This window comes from Butyrivibrio sp. AC2005, from assembly GCF_000424145.1.
Taxonomy (GTDB): domain Bacteria; phylum Bacillota; class Clostridia; order Lachnospirales; family Lachnospiraceae; genus Butyrivibrio.
The window spans coordinates 103,380-120,635 of sequence record NZ_AUJI01000014.1 but is presented as its reverse complement, the minus strand read 5'-3'; the positions used below and the strand labels follow the sequence as shown (position 1 = coordinate 120,635).

Here is a 17,256-nt window from a genome sequence, read left to right as displayed (position 1 = left end):
GACTGTTCCAGACTCATATCGAAACGGAGCATATGGTCTTGGTAGTGGCAAGTGGTACATGATAAGAACAATCCTTCTTCCCAGCGCCATGCCAGGAATAATCACTGGGGCGATACTGGCGATAGGAAGAATTGTTGGCGAATCAGCAGCTCTTTTGTTTACGGCGGGAAGCGCCAAAATGTTACCAAAGGGAATAAAGGGACTTATGGCCAAGCCATTTCAATCAGGAGGAACTCTTACCATTCAGATGTATCTGTCCGCCACAAGTGAAGGAGATTTTGATACGGCATTTGGTATTGCTGTAGTTCTTTTGATAGTCGTCCTTGCAATCAATCTGGTAACAAAAGCATTAACAAAACATTTTGACGTAACTAGAAGGGAATAATAATGGGAAATATAAAGATAAGTGTTTCTAATCTGAATCTCTATTATGGAGAGAATCAGGCATTAAAAAATGTAAGCATGGAAATACAGGAAAAGGCAATAACCGCGTTTATTGGGCCTTCCGGGTGCGGGAAATCAACCTTTTTAAAGACCTTGAACAGGATGAATGATCTGGTGGAAGGCGTAAAGATCGAGGGAAGTGTCAAAATAGATGGAAAAGATATCTACTCTAAAGGTACAGATACTACTTTGCTTAGAAAAAAAGTTGGCATGGTTTTTCAGCAGCCAAATCCTTTCCCAATGAGCGTTTATGATAACGTGGCCTACGGCCCGAGAGTTCATGGAATAAAAGACAAGAAAAAGTTGGATAAAATTGTTGAAGAAAGTTTGAGGGGGGCTGCAATCTGGGATGAGGTAAAAGACAGACTAAAAAAATCAGCTTTATCTTTTTCCGGAGGACAGCAGCAGAGAATATGCATTGCTAGGGCACTTGCGGTCGAGCCGGAGATTCTTCTTATGGACGAACCTACATCAGCCCTTGATCCGATTTCAACAACGAAGATCGAGGATTTGATGGAGGACCTGAAAAAGAAATATACTGTCGTTGTTGTTACCCATAATATGCAACAGGCAGTTAGAGTTTCAGATTATACGGCATTTTTCCTGGTGGGAGAGATGGTAGAATTTGGTGATACTAAGCAGATATTCTCTTATCCAAAGGATAAAAGAACAGAGGATTATATTACGGGGAGATTCGGATGAGAAGTAAATTTGATGAACAGCTGTCAGAACTAAATCAGCAGATGATTGAAATGGGAAACAAGATTGTTTCGAATATTAAAATGGCAATTGAGGCCCTTGTTTCTCGGGATGTTGATAAAGCCAGGGCGATTATGGAAAGTGATGAAGAAATTGATCATCTTCAGAAGGTAATAGAAGGTATCTGTTTTAATCTTTTGATACAACAGCAGCCTGTTGCCAGGGATCTTCGCACTGTGACGGCAGCTATGAAAATGGTAACTGATATGGAACGAATCGGCGACCATGCAGCAGACATTTCTGAGATGACTATTCTCATGGGAGAAAACAGTCAGATAGATAAGTTTAGGCATATTCAAGAGATGGCCAATGAAACAATGATTATGCTTTTTAACAGTATAGAAGCCTATGTTGAAAAGGATGTTGATAAGGCAGGTGAAGTTATTGAGCATGACGATGTTGTTGATGACTTATTTGTCCAGGCAAAAAAGGATGTGATCCAGCTTATATTAAACAGTCCTGAAGAAGGAGAAGAAGCTACCGACATTCTTCTTATTGCCAAATTCTTTGAGAGAATCGGGGATCACGCTACAAACATTGCTGAATGGGTAATCTTTTCTTTGAAAAATAGTGAAACGATGTGATGTTTGGCTGGTCAGGAGCTGAACAGCAACAAGGATTTTACATAGATTTTACATAAGTAACTCATACATTTTACTTTCGGATTGTATGCTGATAGTTGGTACATTGCTAGCAGGATACGAAAGGAAGATGTATGGACATTTTTGATGCTTTAAATATGATAGGTGGTCTTTCCCTGTTCTTATACGGAATGGGAATGATGGGAAATGAACTGTCCAAGATGGCAGGCGGTAAGCTGGAAGGAGTGCTGGAAAAACTCACATCAAAGAGGATTTTTGCTGTACTGCTTGGTGCAGGTGTCACAGCTGTGATCCAGTCTTCATCTGCGACAACCGTCATGGTGGTTGGATTTGTTAATTCAGGAATCATGAAGCTCTCTCAGGCAGTGGGAATTATTATGGGAGCGAATATTGGTACCACCATTACTTCATGGATGCTGTCGTTAACAGGAATAGAAGGAAGTACTATCTGGCTTAAGATGTTAAAGCCGACTTCATTTTCTCCAATTCTGGCGGCAATAGGAATTATCCTTATAATGACTAATAAGGAAGAATCCCGGAAAAAAGATATAGGCGGAATCCTTCTTGGTTTTGCGATACTTATGTTTGGGATGGAAACAATGAGCGGTGCTGTATCAGGACTTGCGGATAATTCATCCTTTACAAAACTGATGACAGCATTTAGTAATCCTATTCTGGGAATGGTAGTTGGAGCAACTCTCACGGCTATCATTCAAAGTTCATCTGCTTCTGTTGGTATATTGCAGGCTCTTTGTGCTACAGGTGCGGTGCATTATTCTGTGGCCCTTCCGATTATCATGGGCCAGAATATCGGTACCTGCGTGACATCAATTATTTCATCAGTTGGTGCAAACAAGAACGCAAGGCGCGCAGCCATGATACATCTGTATTTTAATCTGATTGGAACAATTCTATTCATGACAGTGTTTTATCTGGTAAATGTAGTTGCAGAATTTGCTTTTCTTGGAAAATCCGCAAATGCTGCAGGAATAGCGGTCATTCATAGCCTGTTTAACATTGGGGCTACGATAGTTCTTTTTCCATTCTCTGATAAACTTGTAAGGTTGGCAGAGCTTACTATTCCAGATGGTGCAGTGAAGGAAGAGGTGGCAGTAGATATGGTATCTCTTGATGAAAGATTCCTTGACAGACCGGCCTTTGCAATGGAGCTTTGCAGAGGAAAGGTCAGGGAAATGGCACAGACTTGTCTGAAAGCTATAAACATGGCATTGGATGTTCTACAAAACTATGATAAAGAGAAGGTAGAAGAAGTCGTAAGGCTTGAAGCATTGGCGGATAAGTATGAGGATGTGCTTGGCTCCTACCTTGTAAAGCTTTCGAGTAAAAATGTCACTGCTGCGGATAGTCAGAGTATGTCAATCATTTTGCACAGTATCAGTGATTTTGAGAGAATATCCGATCATGCCATGGATATCGCAAAGTCTGCAGAGGAGATAGATAAAAAGGGTCTTGGCTTTAAGAAGCACGCAAGGAAAGAAGTAGAAACCCTGTGCCGTGCAGTTAATGATATTTGTGAGCTGACAGTAGACAGCTTTTGCGAAGATGATGCCAATAAGGCAACTCATGTTGAACCTCTTGAAGAAGTTATAGATACCCTGTCTAAGAAGATAAAGGAAAACCATATAAAGAGGCTTCAGAAGGGGAAATGCACCATTGAGATGGGGTATATTCTGGAGGATGTTCTTACGGGACTTGAAAGAGTATCGGATCACTGCTCCAATATAGCAGTAGAGATGATCACGATTTACGATAATGATTATAATACCCATGAGTATTTCCAGAATTTTTCTAAAGAGGAAAAAGCTACATTTGATGACGAGTATAACAGGTTGTTGGCTCTTTATCCTATTGAGAAGTAGGAATATGAAAGGATTTATATGGCGTTAATTTACATAATTGAAGATGATGACAGTATTAGGGAAATAGAGGAGTATTCACTTAAGAACGCAGGTCATCAGGTTTTGGGTTTTTCTTGCGCTAAGGATTTTTATAAAAAACTGCAGGAAATGTTACCGGATCTATGTCTTGTAGATATCATGCTTCCTGATGAAAATGGAAATGAAATAGTAAAAAAGATTAGGAAGAAACCGGAAACAAAGAATCTGCCCGTTATCATGGTAACAGCTAAAACAACTGAGCTTGACCTGGTCAGAGGAATAGAAGATGGTGCCGATGATTATATAAAGAAACCATTTTCAGTTATGGAGCTTATCTCCAGAGTAAAGGCATTGCTTCGAAGAACCAAGGCAGAAGTAGTAAAAGAGCTGAGCCTTGATGAGATGGTAATCAATAATGAAAAGCATGAAGTTACTATAAGTGGGAATGCAATAGAGCTGACTTACAAAGAGTATGAACTTTTATCATATCTTGTGCTAAATAAGGGGATTGTCCTAAGCCGTGATGCTATCATGGAGCAGGTTTGGAGCGCTGACTATGAAAGTGAGTCAAGAACTATAGATATGCATGTTAAGACTCTCAGGCAAAAGCTGGGAGATTACGGGGCAAGGATTAAAACAGTTAGAAATGTGGGATACGTGATCGAATGAAGAGAAGCATAAATATCAGGCTTGTTGGCATTGCAATACTTGCGATTACGGCAACAGTCCTCGGGATTACAATTATATACTACAATCTGTTTGAAAAGCAGGTTCGTTCAGACTTGTCTATCAGTGCCAAGCTCTTAAAAGATACGAGATATTTTGAATCTGTAAACATTGACACGGATAATATCGATCTGTCTACGGATCTGGATGAACTCCGTGTCACATGGATAGATAAAGACGGAACGGTCCTATACGATAATGATGCCTCGGCAGATCTTTTGTCTAACCATAATGACAGGCCGGAGATAAGGCAGGCCTTTGATCAGGGAGAAGGTGAAGCTGTCAGAAGATCAAATACCATGAACAAGGATACCTTCTACTATGCAGTTCTTTTGGACAATGGAACGGTTCTTCGAGTTGCTACTGATGTCCAGAGCCTTTGGTCAGTATTTATGTCTGTTACTCCGATCATTCTCCTTATCATACTTCTTATCATTACAATCTGTATTGTTTTCTCACATCTGCTTACAATTCAGCTCTTAAGACCAGTGGAACAAATGGCTGCAAATCTGGAAAATGCAGATTATGAGTCGCCGTACAGAGAATTGGATCCACTCTCTGAAATGCTCAGAAAGCAGCACACAGATGTTTTGGCTGCAGCGAAAGCCCGGCAGGATTTTACAGCAAATGTGTCGCATGAACTTAAGACACCGCTTACTGCTATATCCGGTTATGCTGAGCTACTGGAAAGTGGAATGGTGGGCCAGGAGCAGCAAAATCATTTTTATCAGGAAATTCGAAAGAACGCAGACAGACTTCTGGCGCTTATAAATGATATATTAAGGCTCTCCGACCTTGACAGGAAAGATCCGGAACTTGAATTTTCTGAATTTGATTTATATGAGGCGGCAAAAGAATGTATGGAAGCACTGTCGGTGAGTGGCGGGCAGCGAGATGTAACCATTGAACTTGAGGGTGATTCACAGATTATCCGCGGCAATAAAGATATGATAAAAGAGCTTGTGGAAAACCTTGGTCAGAATGCAATCAGATACAATAATCCCGGCGGAAAAGTGAAGATTTCAGTGGGGGTTATAGATGGTCAGACATCTCTTACAGTGAAGGATAACGGAATTGGCATTCCGGCATCCGAACAACAAAGAATCTTTGAACGTTTTTACCGCGTGGATAAGAGCAGATCCAAAGCTACAGGCGGAACAGGTCTTGGGCTTGCCATAGTGAAGCATATCGTTGAGCTCCATGATGCGAAGATTGAGCTTGACAGTGCCCCGGGAGTCGGTACAACAATAACTGTAATTTTTTGATATGATCTTAAGTAAACGACATTAGGTAAATGCTAATGTCGTTTTCGATAAATGGAGATGCAGGTAGGAAAGAGAATAATATGAACAGCAAAGTTACTTATGATGACGAGAAGAGATTTCCTCTTTTCCATAGAATTAAAAGTGATCACGATATCAGGGTATATATTGAGGAACAGAATAAATCACTCCATGCCATGGGCTTTACAGAGCATAGTTTTGCTCATATTGGAATGGTGACGAATCGGACAGCGTATATTCTTGATACACTTGGAGCCGATGATCATACCATTGATCTTGCTTTAGTGGCAGCCTGGATGCATGATCTGGGAAATGTTATAAACCGATCTGATCATAGTCAGTCTGGGGCACTTATGACTTTTTATCTACTTGATAAGATGGGAGTTCCTGCAGAGGACATTGCTCCTATCATCAGAGCTATAGGAAATCATGATGAGGGCAGTGGTATTCCTGTTAGTGATATGGCAGCTGCACTTATTCTTGCGGATAAATCAGATGTAAGAAGAAGCCGTGTTCAGGACGATGAGAAGAACTTTGATATTCATGACAGAGTTAATTACTCGGTTAAGAATGCGGAACTGAAGATAAACAGGGATCATACAGCAATAAAGTTAAAGCTGGAAATTGATACGAGATATGGAGAAATAGGTGAATACTTTGAGATATTTATGGAAAGGATGCTTTTGTGTCGCAGAGCCGCATCTTTCCTTAATCTTGAATTTCATCTTATAATAAATGAACAGACACTGCTGTAGTTGACTAATACTTATAGGAGAGCGCGGATGGGAAATACAGAATTTGAACTGGGTGACAGAGTAAAAATTGTTGGAAAGAAAGCATCTTTTTATGGAGAGACCGGCATTGTAACTTCTCTTTTACATAGGGAGCTGGATAAATATATAGGGGTCAATGTTGACGGTGACAATCTCGATCCCACACCGCATTATTATAATCCAGATGAACTTGAAATGATCGGGGGAAGTGAATTTATAGAAGAATAAACGAAATTATAATCCTGGTTTGCATTGATGCAACGCATAAATTGTGATATCATATAGTTACACGGACGAGGTGATATTTTATGGATATTGCGAATGAAGTTAGGAACCTTAGAGATGAAATGGGCATGAACCGTAAAGAGTTCTGCGAATACTATGCCATTCCATATAGAACTATGGTCGATTGGGAAGCTGGTAAACGTAAGATGCCGGAGTATCTTTTGAGGTTGATGGAATATAAGGCGAGGATTGAGCAGTTGATTACATCTGATGGGAATTGATAGTATGGATGCAGGAGATAAATCAGTGCAAAGTATATCATTTGAAAAGATGAATGCTTGTGCGGATATGATACTTACAGATGCTATTGAAGACATGGCTGATGAGGATAATATCTCAATTGAAGAGGCTAGGAACAAACTTTTGAGTTCCAACGCGTGTAAATGTCTTTATAATTTTGACTCCTGTATGTGGATGGAAGGATCTGATTATTTTCTAGATTACTACAGGAGATTTGAGCAAAATCGAAGCGTTGATTGAAGCCTCTTAAGTTCGGCTCAATGAAATTTATAGTCAGGTCGATTGTGATGAAATAATATAAAGAAGGTGGGATTGTACTTGGAAACAGAGCAGCAAAGAAAAGAACGTGAGCGGCAGGAGGATCTACAAAGACTCAGAGGATTACGACCGATAGATGATGATTTCATGAGATGCCTTTTTCGAGAGAATATTCCGCTGACGCAGCATGTACTTAGGGTATTAACCTGTAAGGATAATCTGACGATTACAAATGTAGAAACGCAGGCAGATATGAAACGGCTTGTTGGTGCGAGGTCGATTTGCCTGGATGCCTATGGGACTGATGATACCGGAAAGAAATATGATCTTGAAGTCCAAAGGGCAGATAAGGGTGCAGGAACTCACAGGGCAAGATATCATTCAAGTGCCATGGATATAGATAATCTGGATGCAGGACAGGAGTTTGATGAGCTTCCGGAGACATATACTATTTTTATTACAGAGAATGATATTTATAAGAAGGGATTACCTTTTTATCCCATTGAGCGTGTGAATATGGCAACCGGAGATTTGTTTGGTGATGGTGAGCATATTCTTTATGTAAATGGTGCATATCGCGGAGAAGATGAGATAGGAAAGCTGATGCATGATTTTTCTTGTTCTGATCCTGATGATATGATAAACAAGGATTTAGCAGATAGGACAAGATATTTCAAAGAGACAGAGGAAGGAGTGGAAGTTGTGTGTAAAGTAATGGAAGACATGAGAAATGAAACTTCAGTAAGAACATATATTGAGGCTTGTATTGACTTCGGGATCAAGGACAAAGAAGAAATTATAAAGAAGCTCCTTGAGAAATTTAAGTTCTTGACCAAGACACAGGCCGAAAAATATTTTCCTCAGTGATAAATGCTTTTGGGTACAATTTGGGTACAGTAGCATTTGAACGATACGGATGCGATATAAAAACCGTATCAAATGATACGGAAATAGAATGTAATAAAGCTATAATCATGGTATGAAAGATAAGTGTAAATGAACTTGAATAATACAAATCTGTAATAGAATGAATGATTTGATTACAAAGCAGGTTTGCGGTCAAAATTTTTGACCGCAAATATTATTGGGAAAATGAGACTGCTTGTGTATTATAAATAGTGGATGCGCTGTGGAATCTCGAGATGCCCACGGCCCAGAGAGTTCATGCGTGGACTCTCTTTTTTTATGGAAATAGAGGAAATTTCTATTCCATAAAAACGCTCCGAAGTATCATTTACTTGACGCTTTAGATAATTTGTTGGCATATGTAATTAGTCGATTGATCATGTTATTGTCGGATACTTTGCATATGCGGATTATTTCAAATAGCTCCGGGTCATCTGCTTTAGATATGGTAAATGAAATGGGAGCTGGATCATCAGACTGATCAATCAGATACTCAACAGAAGTATTCAAAACGTTTGCGATGACAGTCAGCGTTTGAAGAGATGGCGTTCTTTCTCCGGATTCATATCGCAAATATGCAGGCTGTGAAAGGTGCATTCTTTTTGCGGCTTCCATTTTGCTGATTCCTGCTGCTTCACGGCATTCTTTTAATCTGGCTTTATTTAACGAAATGTTCATGCTTTTAATCCTTCCTATACATGGTTAAGCTATTTTCTTATCTATTAGATCGATATATCTTGATTATACCAATGGTATGTGTTATCATCAATATACCATTGGTATATTCAAGAGGTTTAACATGGATAAAAACAGTAATTATGATCATAAAACTGAAAAGAGAATTCCGGCTCTTCCATTGACGCTGGCTCTGAAACTAACGGAGGCAGACTGTTACTTGCTGATAGCTGCGCTTGATCTGTATAGCCGAATTTGGATAGGACAATATGATCGGATTGATGATATTTATATTTATGATACAGGTTCTAGGTGGAACAGGGATTCGAGAAGACATAGCCTTTTTCAGGAGATTCGTAATATTCTGATTCCGTCTTTGTTGGGTATGGGCGACTATTCATCCTGTTCTTTAGGAATCTGGAGTGAAAAAACTGATATTAAGGCCATCAATGCATATGATATACAGCAGCGACTTAGATATGAGTTATCGTGGTACAGGAATCCTGAGGGAGATATAACGGTAGACTATGATACACCCATGATCCGAGGAAGTAATGGTGATTTTTCTGTATTTTGCGAGTCTACTGATGAAGGAGTATGTGCTACTTTATATTTGTCCCAGGAGCATCTGATAGTAATGCAAACTTCATTAGAAGTATATGGTTTCCTTATCAATCGCAAAATGCAGGGGGCTTTTAAGTACTATACATCTGATGAAGAGGCATTGTCTCTTGCTGAAGAACTCACAAGGGTTTATAAGGAATATGATTATCTTTCGTTTCCCAATGATGAGAATTATGGAATAGATAGGTATCGTAATCTAGTAAGCAAGACATCAAAGATTATGGAAAAGATTAAGAACGTAGATGCAGAGAAAGAATATACAGATTACATCCGAATGAACATTTCTCCTGCAAATCCTTTTTTGCAGTCAGCCGATGTGCTAAATATACTTGACCAGCCATTTGAGCATTTTAAGAAATATAGGAGGAAGTTTCCTCCCCAAAACGTATTGGAACTGCCTGGCGCAGGATTTTTGACTAAAATGTGCGGGAAAGAGCGCCCTACAACTGACTATTTGCTGGTTTGGTATGAATCTTCAACCAAAACAGAATATTATTTTACGGGAGAGGATTATATAATTAAACATGATGGTAAAATTGACCTGCCAGATGACATAATGCAATTTATTCGAAAAAAGTGCCAAGTGATGAGGAATAATAATCATGGGAAATGATAAAGTTCAGTTATTTGAAGACCAGCCGATAAGGACAGCATGGGTAGAGGATGAAGAGGAGTGGTATTTCTCTATTGTTGATGTGGTGCAGGCGCTTACGGAAAGTGTGGATGGAAGAAAATACTGGAATAAGCTAAAGCAGAGACTTAAAGACGAGGGAAGTCAGTTGGTGACAAATTGTCACCAACTGAAAATGAAGTCTCCTAAAGATGGAAAAAGATATAACACGGATGTAGCTAATGCAGAGCAGCTTCTTCGTATTATCCAGTCCATCCCATCAAAAAAAGCTGAGCCTTTCAAATTATGGCTTGCTCAGGTCGGACGTGAGAGGATGGAAGAGGTAATAGATCCGGAGCTAACAATAGAGCGCGCCCTTGAGACCTATGCTAAGAAGGGTTATTCAAGAGAATGGATCAATCAACGTTTACAGAGCATTCAGGTAAGAAAAGAGCTTACTGATGAGTGGGGCAAGCGAGGCGTAAAAAAGGCGTAGAGTATGCCATTCTGACTGATGAAATTACGAAAGCATGGTCCGGGATGACAACAAGACAGTATAAGAACCTCAAAGGTCTGAAGAAGGAAAACCTCAGGGATAACATGTCAACATTGGAGCTGGTACTTAACATGCTGGCTGAGGCAACAACTGCCGAGATTTCAAAGGAAAAGAAGCCTGAAACTTTTGAAGGAAACCGCATTGTGGCAAATGAAGGCGGAGCAGCTGCCGGAGAAGCAAGAACTGCTGTTGAAAAGAGAACCGGCAAACCTGTTATAACCAGAAAGAATGCAAATGAATTACAGAACCTGGTCACCGGTTTGATAGAGGATATCGGGAAATCCGATGATCAGGAAGAAAACAAAGAAGAATCCAAAAGAAATTGAAAAGGGGAATAAGTTTGGAAGAGTATAGTTTACAACACAAGAAAGCCTGGGAGTTTGATGCATATGATTTTTGGGTAAGGACAGCCGGGACACCGGAGGAAAGAGCAGCTAAGGATAAAGAAAATCCCAGGAAGATGCTCAAGCAATATGCGAACTATTTTGATGCTTTTGATGGCATTAAGGTTGCTAATATATGTGGATCATGCGGAAAGAAGGCGATTCCCATGGCTCTTCTAGGGGCAGAGGTTACGGTTTTTGATATTTCTGAAGCCAATAAGAAATATGCAGTTGAAACCGCTGAGGCAGCAGGTGTTAAAATAGGGTATGAAGTCTGCGATATTATGGAAATAAACATGGATAAATACGCAGGATACTTTGATGTGGTTTTCATGGAAGGCGGAGTATTGCACTATTTTCATGACATAGATGCTTTTATGAAAATAATGAAAAAACTGCTGAAACCTGAGGGGAAGATGATCTGCAGTGATTTTCATCCTTTTACAAAGATTTCGGATATTCTTGGTTTGCAACAACCCACGATGAGCTATTTTTCGACTGATATCTTTGAAGGTGAGATGGCCCATGCAAGGTTTTACGAGGAAGAGATTCGGAAGCAGATTCCAAAGTGCCACTACAGGAAGTACACAATAAGCGAGATAATCAATTCTATTATCGGAAATGGATTTACCTTGGAGAGATTTGATGAGCATCCTTCGTGGGAGAATGAGAAGCTTCCCGGAGAGTTTACTGCTATTGCAAAAAGGAGGTCATAAGACATATGCACAGATTATATGAAAATGATGACATAGTTGTTTTTTGGAATTCTGAAAAGTGTTTTCATGCAAAAAGATGTGTTCACGGTAGTCCCGGATGCTTTGATCCCAAGAGGAAACCATGGATTGACTTAAAACAGGCTGAGACTAAGGAGATATGGCAGGCTATTTCGGAGTGCCCTTCAGGAGCACTTAGCTGTTTGTACAGGCATGAGATTGATGTCAAAATGGATGCAGACAATTGCCGAAGCGTAGCATTTGATGGTGACAAAGAAATAGGAGAATGCAATTACAGGGTTAACGAAGAGGGATGGAATATCTATCATACCGGTGTGCAGGATGATTACAAGGGTAAAGGGATAGCTAAGCGTCTTGTTTATAAAATTCTGGAGGAAGCTGAACGTAATTGTGTGGAAATTTCTGCGACATGTTCCTATGCTAAGAAGGTCATAGAATCTTGAATGTTCTACTTAAAGCATGCGGATATAAGAAAGCTCTATTGATTTGCCGGGGCCAGGCATCAATATTTCAGTCAAATTTATTTTGGAAACTGTTGACAAGGATATAGTTTGGTGTTTGAATAATATTTAGCGTTTGACAAAAACTATTGGAGGTATGAGGAGATGCGGAATAGGTAATATTGATTCATAAATTTGCATTATGCAGTTTGAGAAGGTCACCTGAGGATGGCTTTTTTAATCACGGATCATATTATCTTGAACACATTTTTTCATAGAGCCGATTGGTCATAGATTATCAGTACCGGGGCCCTTGATTTATCAGGGGCGTTTTTAGTTCTGATGCACTAAGTGGAATAATATGCTGCTCAAAAATAAGTGGTGATGTTAAGAGATAATAGATCCGTCTGCATAATGCAGGCGGTTTTTTTTGTGTAGAGCACTTGCTGAGGTATTTTCGAAGCTAGTGCGAACCACTTCCGGACACTTAACGAGGTTTTCTCGAGTTTAGTGTAGCGGAAGTTACAATATTATTTTACAGGAGGACGTATGGAAACGAAAACTAAAACAAAGAATCCCTTATGGACCAGGGATTTTACAATAATAACGCTAGGCAGTGTAATTTCAATGTTCGGAAACAGCATGGCAGGTTTTGCCATGAGTCTTATGGTACTTGATTACACAGGCTCCACAATGATGTATGCGATATATCTAATGACTTATACTGTGCCTCAGCTGATAGTGCCTATAATATCAGGCGCAGTGCTGGACAGATTTTCCAGGAAAAAGATGATATATACCCTGGACTATACTATGGGCTCAATATATTTACTGGTTGGGCTTCTTCTTATGAGTGGCTGGTTCAGCTTTCCGCTGTTTGCACTTTTCAGTCTTCTTATAGGCTCAATAAGCAGTATATACATGGTGGCATATGACAGCTTTTATCCGCTTCTTATAACGGAGGGGAATTATTCAAAGGCATACTCGATAGCAAGTGTGCTTGAGACACTGGCAATGTTCATGGTACCTGTAGCAACCTTTTTATATAATCTTATTGGCCTTGGCCCCTTACTTCTTGCAAACGCCGTGTGCTTCCTTTTGGCAGCAACACTTGAGGTTAATATCAGGGCTGAGGAAAAATATATAGAAAAGCAGAGTAACAGGCTGGATACTAAGGATATGGGACGAGCTGAAAGAGTACTCTTTGATATCAAAGAAGGCTTCATATATCTTTTTTCCGAAAAAGGACTTCTTGTCATAGCTGTTTACTTTTTATTCAGCGCCATGGCAGGAGGGGCTTCAAATGTAATATGTCTCCCATATCTGAAGAGCCATTATAAAAACGGAGAGTACCTTTTCATGTGCATATTCGGGATGAGCTTCCTGGGAAGAGGTCTTGGCGGGATGTTCCACTACAGGAGAAAGCTTCCGGCACAATATAAGTTCTACATAGCTCTATTGGTGTACATAATCATAGGCGTTTTTGAGGGAATGTATTTATATGTACCCGTAAAAATAGCAATGGGACTTGGATTTATTGTGGGAGTCGGAGGAGTGACAAGCTACACGATCAGAATCTCATCGACTCAGAGCTATGTGCCTGATGAAACAAAGGGCAGATTTAACGGGGCTTTTCAGGTGCTTAGTACATCAGGTGCGCTAATCGCTGAGCTTCTTGCGGGAGTCCTTACGGTTTATATGGATCAGAGAGCGGTGCTTCTGATATTTGAGCTCCTGAGTGTGTTCGCAGCCATAGCTTTTGTGGGTACCAACAGAAAATATGTAAAGCCGATTTACAACAGAAACATGTAATTCAACAGGAATATGTAATTGAAGGTCGGAATTTAGTAAATATCAGAAAATAATGAAAGCAGAATAATACTGAGGGAAGGAGGTACTATGTCTGAAAAATTACTTTTAAAAGCAGAAAACATAGTTCATTCCTATGGAGAACAGACAATCCTGGACTTTGACAGGTTTTATTTATACGAAGGTGAAAAAGTAGGTCTTGTAGGGGTAAACGGAGCCGGGAAAAGTACTCTTCTGAAAATTCTTTCAGGGGAAATAGAACCTACAAAGGGAACAGTTTACAGAGACTGTGAGCCATTTTATTTTGAGCAGTTTGGATTGGGCATTGCGGGAAATAGGAGTGACAGGATAAGTGAGGACAGCAATGGAGTAACAGTTTCCATGGATAATTACATGTCGGCAGCTTATGACACCGATTACGAGGAAGCAGGAAAAATGGGTGTTCAGGCTCAGCTCTGGCAGGAGAACGTCAGCGGAGGCGAGAATACAAGAATCAGGCTGGCGCAGCTTTTTTCAAGTCCGCAGGCAGTAGCTTTTCTTGATGAGCCCACCTCAAACCTTGATTTCGAGGGAGTTGAGCTATTAAAAAAGAGACTGAGAGAAATAGAAACAATGGTTATCATCAGCCATGACAGAACTGTCCTTAATGAGCTCTGTGACAGAATAGTGGAGATATCCTTTGGAGGGCTGCAAAGCTTTAACGGCAATTACGATGATTATGTTGTTCAGAAGGAGGAGCAGTATAAGACTCAGCTTTCTGAATATGAAAATTATCAGTCGGAAAAGAAACGATTACAGAGTGTTTACACACAAAAGAAAGCCAAAGCCAGAAAGGTAGAGAAAAAGCCAAGGAACCTGTCTCCAAGTGAGGCAAAGGCACAGGCTCTCTGCGGAAACAGAAAACCCGAGGACAAGGCAAGAGGCATTGAGAAAAGTGCATCTAATGTTTTAAAGAGGATAGAGCACATGGAGGTCAAGGAAAAGCCAAAGGAGGAACCGACAGCAAGGCCTGACTTCAGGCTGACCAATCCACCACGTAATCCGATTGTAATAAGAGGCGAACACATTTCCTTTTCATACGACGATAAGGTGATATTAAATGATGCAGACTTCATGATAAAAAACGGAAGCAAGGTAGCACTCCTTGGGGGTAATGGTGCCGGGAAGACGACACTCCTTGACCTAATCGCAAAAAGAGACTCTGTCTATGTTGTCCCCGGAGCAAAGATCGGATATGCAAAGCAGAATATGTCGCAGATAGATTACGACAGGACTGTTCTTGAAAACATTAGAAGGGTAAGTATACAGACTGAGAGCTTATCACGTATAATATTATCCAGGTTATTACTTACCGTAAAAGACATGAACAAAAAGGCATCGCAGTTATCTGGAGGAGAGAGGATGAAGCTCTCCTTTGCAATGCTTTTTGTGTCGGATGTCAACCTGCTTATTCTCGATGAGCCCACGAATTATCTGGATATACCATCTGTTGAAGCGTTGGAAAAGCTTCTGATGGAGTATGAGGGAACACTTATTTTCACATCACACGACAAGATGTTTGTGGACAGAATTGCTACAGAGCGTCTCTATATCGAGGACGGTAAGATTGTAAGTAAAATGACAGATAGTAATTAAGAAAGATTCAAAAATAGAGAGGACAAATGATATGTCAAAGGAAGTATGGCAGCCCGGAAATATGTTATATCCCATACCTGCAGTAATGGTCAGCTGTGGAAGAAAGGATGAAAAGCCCAATATAATAACGGTCGCATGGGCAGGTAATATATGCAGTTCTCCTGCCATGCTCTCCATATCTGTGCGAAAGGACAGATTTTCACACAGCATTATTAAGGATACAGGAGAATTTGTCGTTAATCTTACAAGTGCTGAGCTGGCAAGAGCTACTGATTGGTGCGGTGTACGCTCAGGAAGAGATTATGATAAGTTCAGGGAGATGAAGCTTACGCCTCAGGAGTCTCAGAAGGTGAGCGCTCCGGGAATTGCAGAGAGCCCTGTAAATATTGAATGCAAGGTTAAGCAGGTGCTTGAACTGGGAAGTCATGACATGTTTGTGGCTGAAGTTGTCTGCGTTACTGTAGACGACAAATATCTTGATGAAAAGGGACGCTTTGATCTAAATGGTGCCGACCTTATAGCATATTCCCACGGAGAGTACTTTAAGCTGGGAAAAAAGGTTGGCAAGTTTGGATACAGTGTTGCTAAGAAGCAGGGAAAACATAAGCCTGACAAGAAAGCAAAGCATTCACCGGAAACAGGAAGTAAAAGAGTGAAGGCAAAGAAGAAAAAGAGCAAATAAGAGTAAATTAGAAGTAAGAGTAAATAGCAAATCTCGATTGAGATAAAAGATAACAATAAGAGAAAAGGGGAATCATCATGGCAGTTAAATTCATGCGTACTGGACAACAGGGAATACTTGTGTGGGATGAGGAATCGGGATATAAGTTCGGAATAGACTTATTTTTATCTGATATGGATGGCAGACAGATTGAAAATCCCTTTGATATCAAGGGGTTAAAGGATGTGTCTCTCTTTTTCGGAACGCACGACCATATTGATCATATTGACAGAGAGGCATGGTCTGAAATCTCAAAAGTAAACCCTGAGGCAAAATTTGTGGCACCCAAATTCTTTGAAAAGACTTTGCCAGGTGACCTTGGGATTGAAAAAGAACGCTTCATTTTTGTAGATGAGGGATTTGCTGCTGATGTGGACGATGTTCATATAGAAGCACTTCCTGCTGCCCATGAATTCCTTGATACAGGTGATGACGGTTTGCATCCTTATCTTATGTATATCATTACATTTAAAAATACAAAGATATGTCATATGGGAGATACCTGTCTTTATGAAGGGGTATATCAGAAACTGAGAGAAAAGGGACCTTTTGACATTATGTTTCCACCGATCAACGGAAGAGATGCAAGAAGACTTCGTGATAACTGCATCGGAAATATGACCTATCAGGAGGCAGCAGACCTGGTGGGAGTCTTAAAGCCGTCTCTTGCTGTTCCCGGACATTATGATATGTTCAAATTCAATGGTGCTGATTCAAAGGAATTTATAGATTATGTGGAAATCAAGTATCCTGAGCAGAAAGTAAGAATATTCGAGGTTGGAGAATGGTTCTCCGTATAAAATACGCAGTAATTGAAGAAATAAGGGCAAGTTCTGATAAGAGTTTTGAGAGAATATACGTTAAGGTAAGCAATATGAATTTAGTTGGAGGAAAC

General features: G+C 40.2%; 21 protein-coding genes. 20 read left to right on the top strand and 1 reads right to left on the bottom strand.

What is annotated here, in order from left to right; translation table 11 throughout:
- From G602_RS0105290 to G602_RS25320, 11 genes are all read left to right on the top strand, one after another.
- On the top strand, positions 1–385 hold a 385-nt coding region (locus G602_RS0105290), incomplete at its 5' end, for an ABC transporter permease subunit (protein ID WP_026658026.1).
- Between the two features lie 2 nt (positions 386–387).
- Entirely contained in the window at positions 388–1,146 is a 759-nt protein-coding gene (gene pstB / locus G602_RS0105285) for a phosphate ABC transporter ATP-binding protein PstB (protein WP_026658025.1), read from the top strand.
- Positions 1,143–1,787, top strand: coding sequence for a phosphate signaling complex protein PhoU (phoU, locus tag G602_RS0105280; RefSeq protein WP_026658024.1), 645 nt, complete (start codon positions 1,143–1,145; stop codon positions 1,785–1,787). Before pstB ends, phoU begins: the two co-directional genes overlap by 4 nt.
- 131 nt (positions 1,788–1,918) lie before the next feature.
- Entirely contained in the window at positions 1,919–3,685 is a 1,767-nt protein-coding gene (locus tag G602_RS0105275; protein WP_026658023.1) for a Na/Pi cotransporter family protein, read from the top strand.
- 18 nt (positions 3,686–3,703) lie between these two features.
- On the top strand, positions 3,704–4,372 hold the full coding sequence (locus G602_RS0105270) for a response regulator transcription factor (RefSeq protein ID WP_026658022.1): 669 nt from the start codon (positions 3,704–3,706) through the stop codon (positions 4,370–4,372).
- Positions 4,369–5,694, top strand: a complete 1,326-nt coding sequence (locus G602_RS0105265; protein ID WP_026658020.1) for a sensor histidine kinase — start codon at positions 4,369–4,371, stop codon at positions 5,692–5,694. Before G602_RS0105270 ends, G602_RS0105265 begins: the two co-directional genes overlap by 4 nt.
- Positions 5,695–5,774: 80 nt before the next feature.
- Positions 5,775–6,467, top strand: coding sequence for an HD domain-containing protein (locus G602_RS0105260; RefSeq protein WP_026658019.1), 693 nt, complete (start codon positions 5,775–5,777; stop codon positions 6,465–6,467).
- 27 nt (positions 6,468–6,494) lie between these two features.
- Positions 6,495–6,713: a hypothetical protein gene (locus G602_RS0105255; protein ID WP_026658018.1), complete on the top strand. Its 219-nt coding sequence runs from the start codon at positions 6,495–6,497 to the stop codon at positions 6,711–6,713.
- Positions 6,714–6,793: 80 nt separating this feature from the next.
- Positions 6,794–6,991, top strand: a complete 198-nt coding sequence (locus tag G602_RS0105250) for a helix-turn-helix domain-containing protein (protein WP_026658017.1) — start codon at positions 6,794–6,796, stop codon at positions 6,989–6,991.
- Between the two features lie 25 nt (positions 6,992–7,016).
- Entirely contained in the window at positions 7,017–7,250 is a 234-nt protein-coding gene (locus G602_RS0105245) for a hypothetical protein (RefSeq protein WP_242835490.1), read from the top strand.
- A 78-nt stretch (positions 7,251–7,328) separates the two neighbouring features.
- Positions 7,329–8,135 (top strand): PD-(D/E)XK nuclease family transposase, encoded by an 807-nt coding sequence (locus G602_RS25320; RefSeq protein ID WP_044931133.1) that lies wholly within the window; start codon positions 7,329–7,331, stop codon positions 8,133–8,135.
- Between the two features lie 363 nt (positions 8,136–8,498).
- Here G602_RS25320 and G602_RS0105235 read toward each other — a convergent pair whose 3' ends face one another.
- Complete coding sequence (locus G602_RS0105235; protein WP_026658015.1) at positions 8,499–8,852, bottom strand: helix-turn-helix domain-containing protein; 354 nt, start codon at positions 8,850–8,852, stop codon at positions 8,499–8,501.
- A gap of 121 nt (positions 8,853–8,973) precedes the next feature.
- On the opposite strand from G602_RS0105235, the gene G602_RS28605 reads away from it, so the two are divergent.
- The 9 genes from G602_RS28605 to G602_RS25290 all read left to right on the top strand — a co-directional run bounded on the left by G602_RS28605 (position 8,974) and on the right by G602_RS25290 (position 17,161).
- Positions 8,974–10,086, top strand: a complete 1,113-nt coding sequence (locus G602_RS28605; protein WP_049945069.1) for a hypothetical protein — start codon at positions 8,974–8,976, stop codon at positions 10,084–10,086.
- Positions 10,076–10,579, top strand: a complete 504-nt coding sequence (locus G602_RS32175) for a Bro-N domain-containing protein (RefSeq protein ID WP_330369038.1) — start codon at positions 10,076–10,078, stop codon at positions 10,577–10,579. The genes G602_RS28605 and G602_RS32175 overlap by 11 nt, the downstream gene beginning before the upstream one ends.
- Positions 10,549–10,965: a hypothetical protein gene (locus G602_RS32170; protein WP_330369037.1), complete on the top strand. Its 417-nt coding sequence runs from the start codon at positions 10,549–10,551 to the stop codon at positions 10,963–10,965. Before G602_RS32175 ends, G602_RS32170 begins: the two co-directional genes overlap by 31 nt.
- Positions 10,966–10,979: 14 nt before the next feature.
- Entirely contained in the window at positions 10,980–11,738 is a 759-nt protein-coding gene (locus tag G602_RS0105220) for a class I SAM-dependent methyltransferase (RefSeq protein ID WP_026658013.1), read from the top strand.
- A 5-nt stretch (positions 11,739–11,743) separates the two neighbouring features.
- Positions 11,744–12,199 (top strand): GNAT family N-acetyltransferase, encoded by a 456-nt coding sequence (locus tag G602_RS30870; protein WP_196808592.1) that lies wholly within the window; start codon positions 11,744–11,746, stop codon positions 12,197–12,199.
- Positions 12,200–12,745: 546 nt separating this feature from the next.
- On the top strand, positions 12,746–14,008 hold the full coding sequence (locus G602_RS0105205) for an MFS transporter (protein WP_026658011.1): 1,263 nt from the start codon (positions 12,746–12,748) through the stop codon (positions 14,006–14,008).
- An 87-nt stretch (positions 14,009–14,095) separates the two neighbouring features.
- Positions 14,096–15,640: a ribosomal protection-like ABC-F family protein gene (abc-f, locus tag G602_RS25300; protein ID WP_044931166.1), complete on the top strand. Its 1,545-nt coding sequence runs from the start codon at positions 14,096–14,098 to the stop codon at positions 15,638–15,640.
- 31 nt (positions 15,641–15,671) lie between these two features.
- Positions 15,672–16,322, top strand: a complete 651-nt coding sequence (locus G602_RS25295; RefSeq protein ID WP_044931130.1) for a flavin reductase family protein — start codon at positions 15,672–15,674, stop codon at positions 16,320–16,322.
- A 77-nt stretch (positions 16,323–16,399) separates the two neighbouring features.
- Entirely contained in the window at positions 16,400–17,161 is a 762-nt protein-coding gene (locus tag G602_RS25290; RefSeq protein ID WP_049945068.1) for an MBL fold metallo-hydrolase, read from the top strand.
- Positions 17,162–17,256 lie beyond the last annotated feature (95 nt).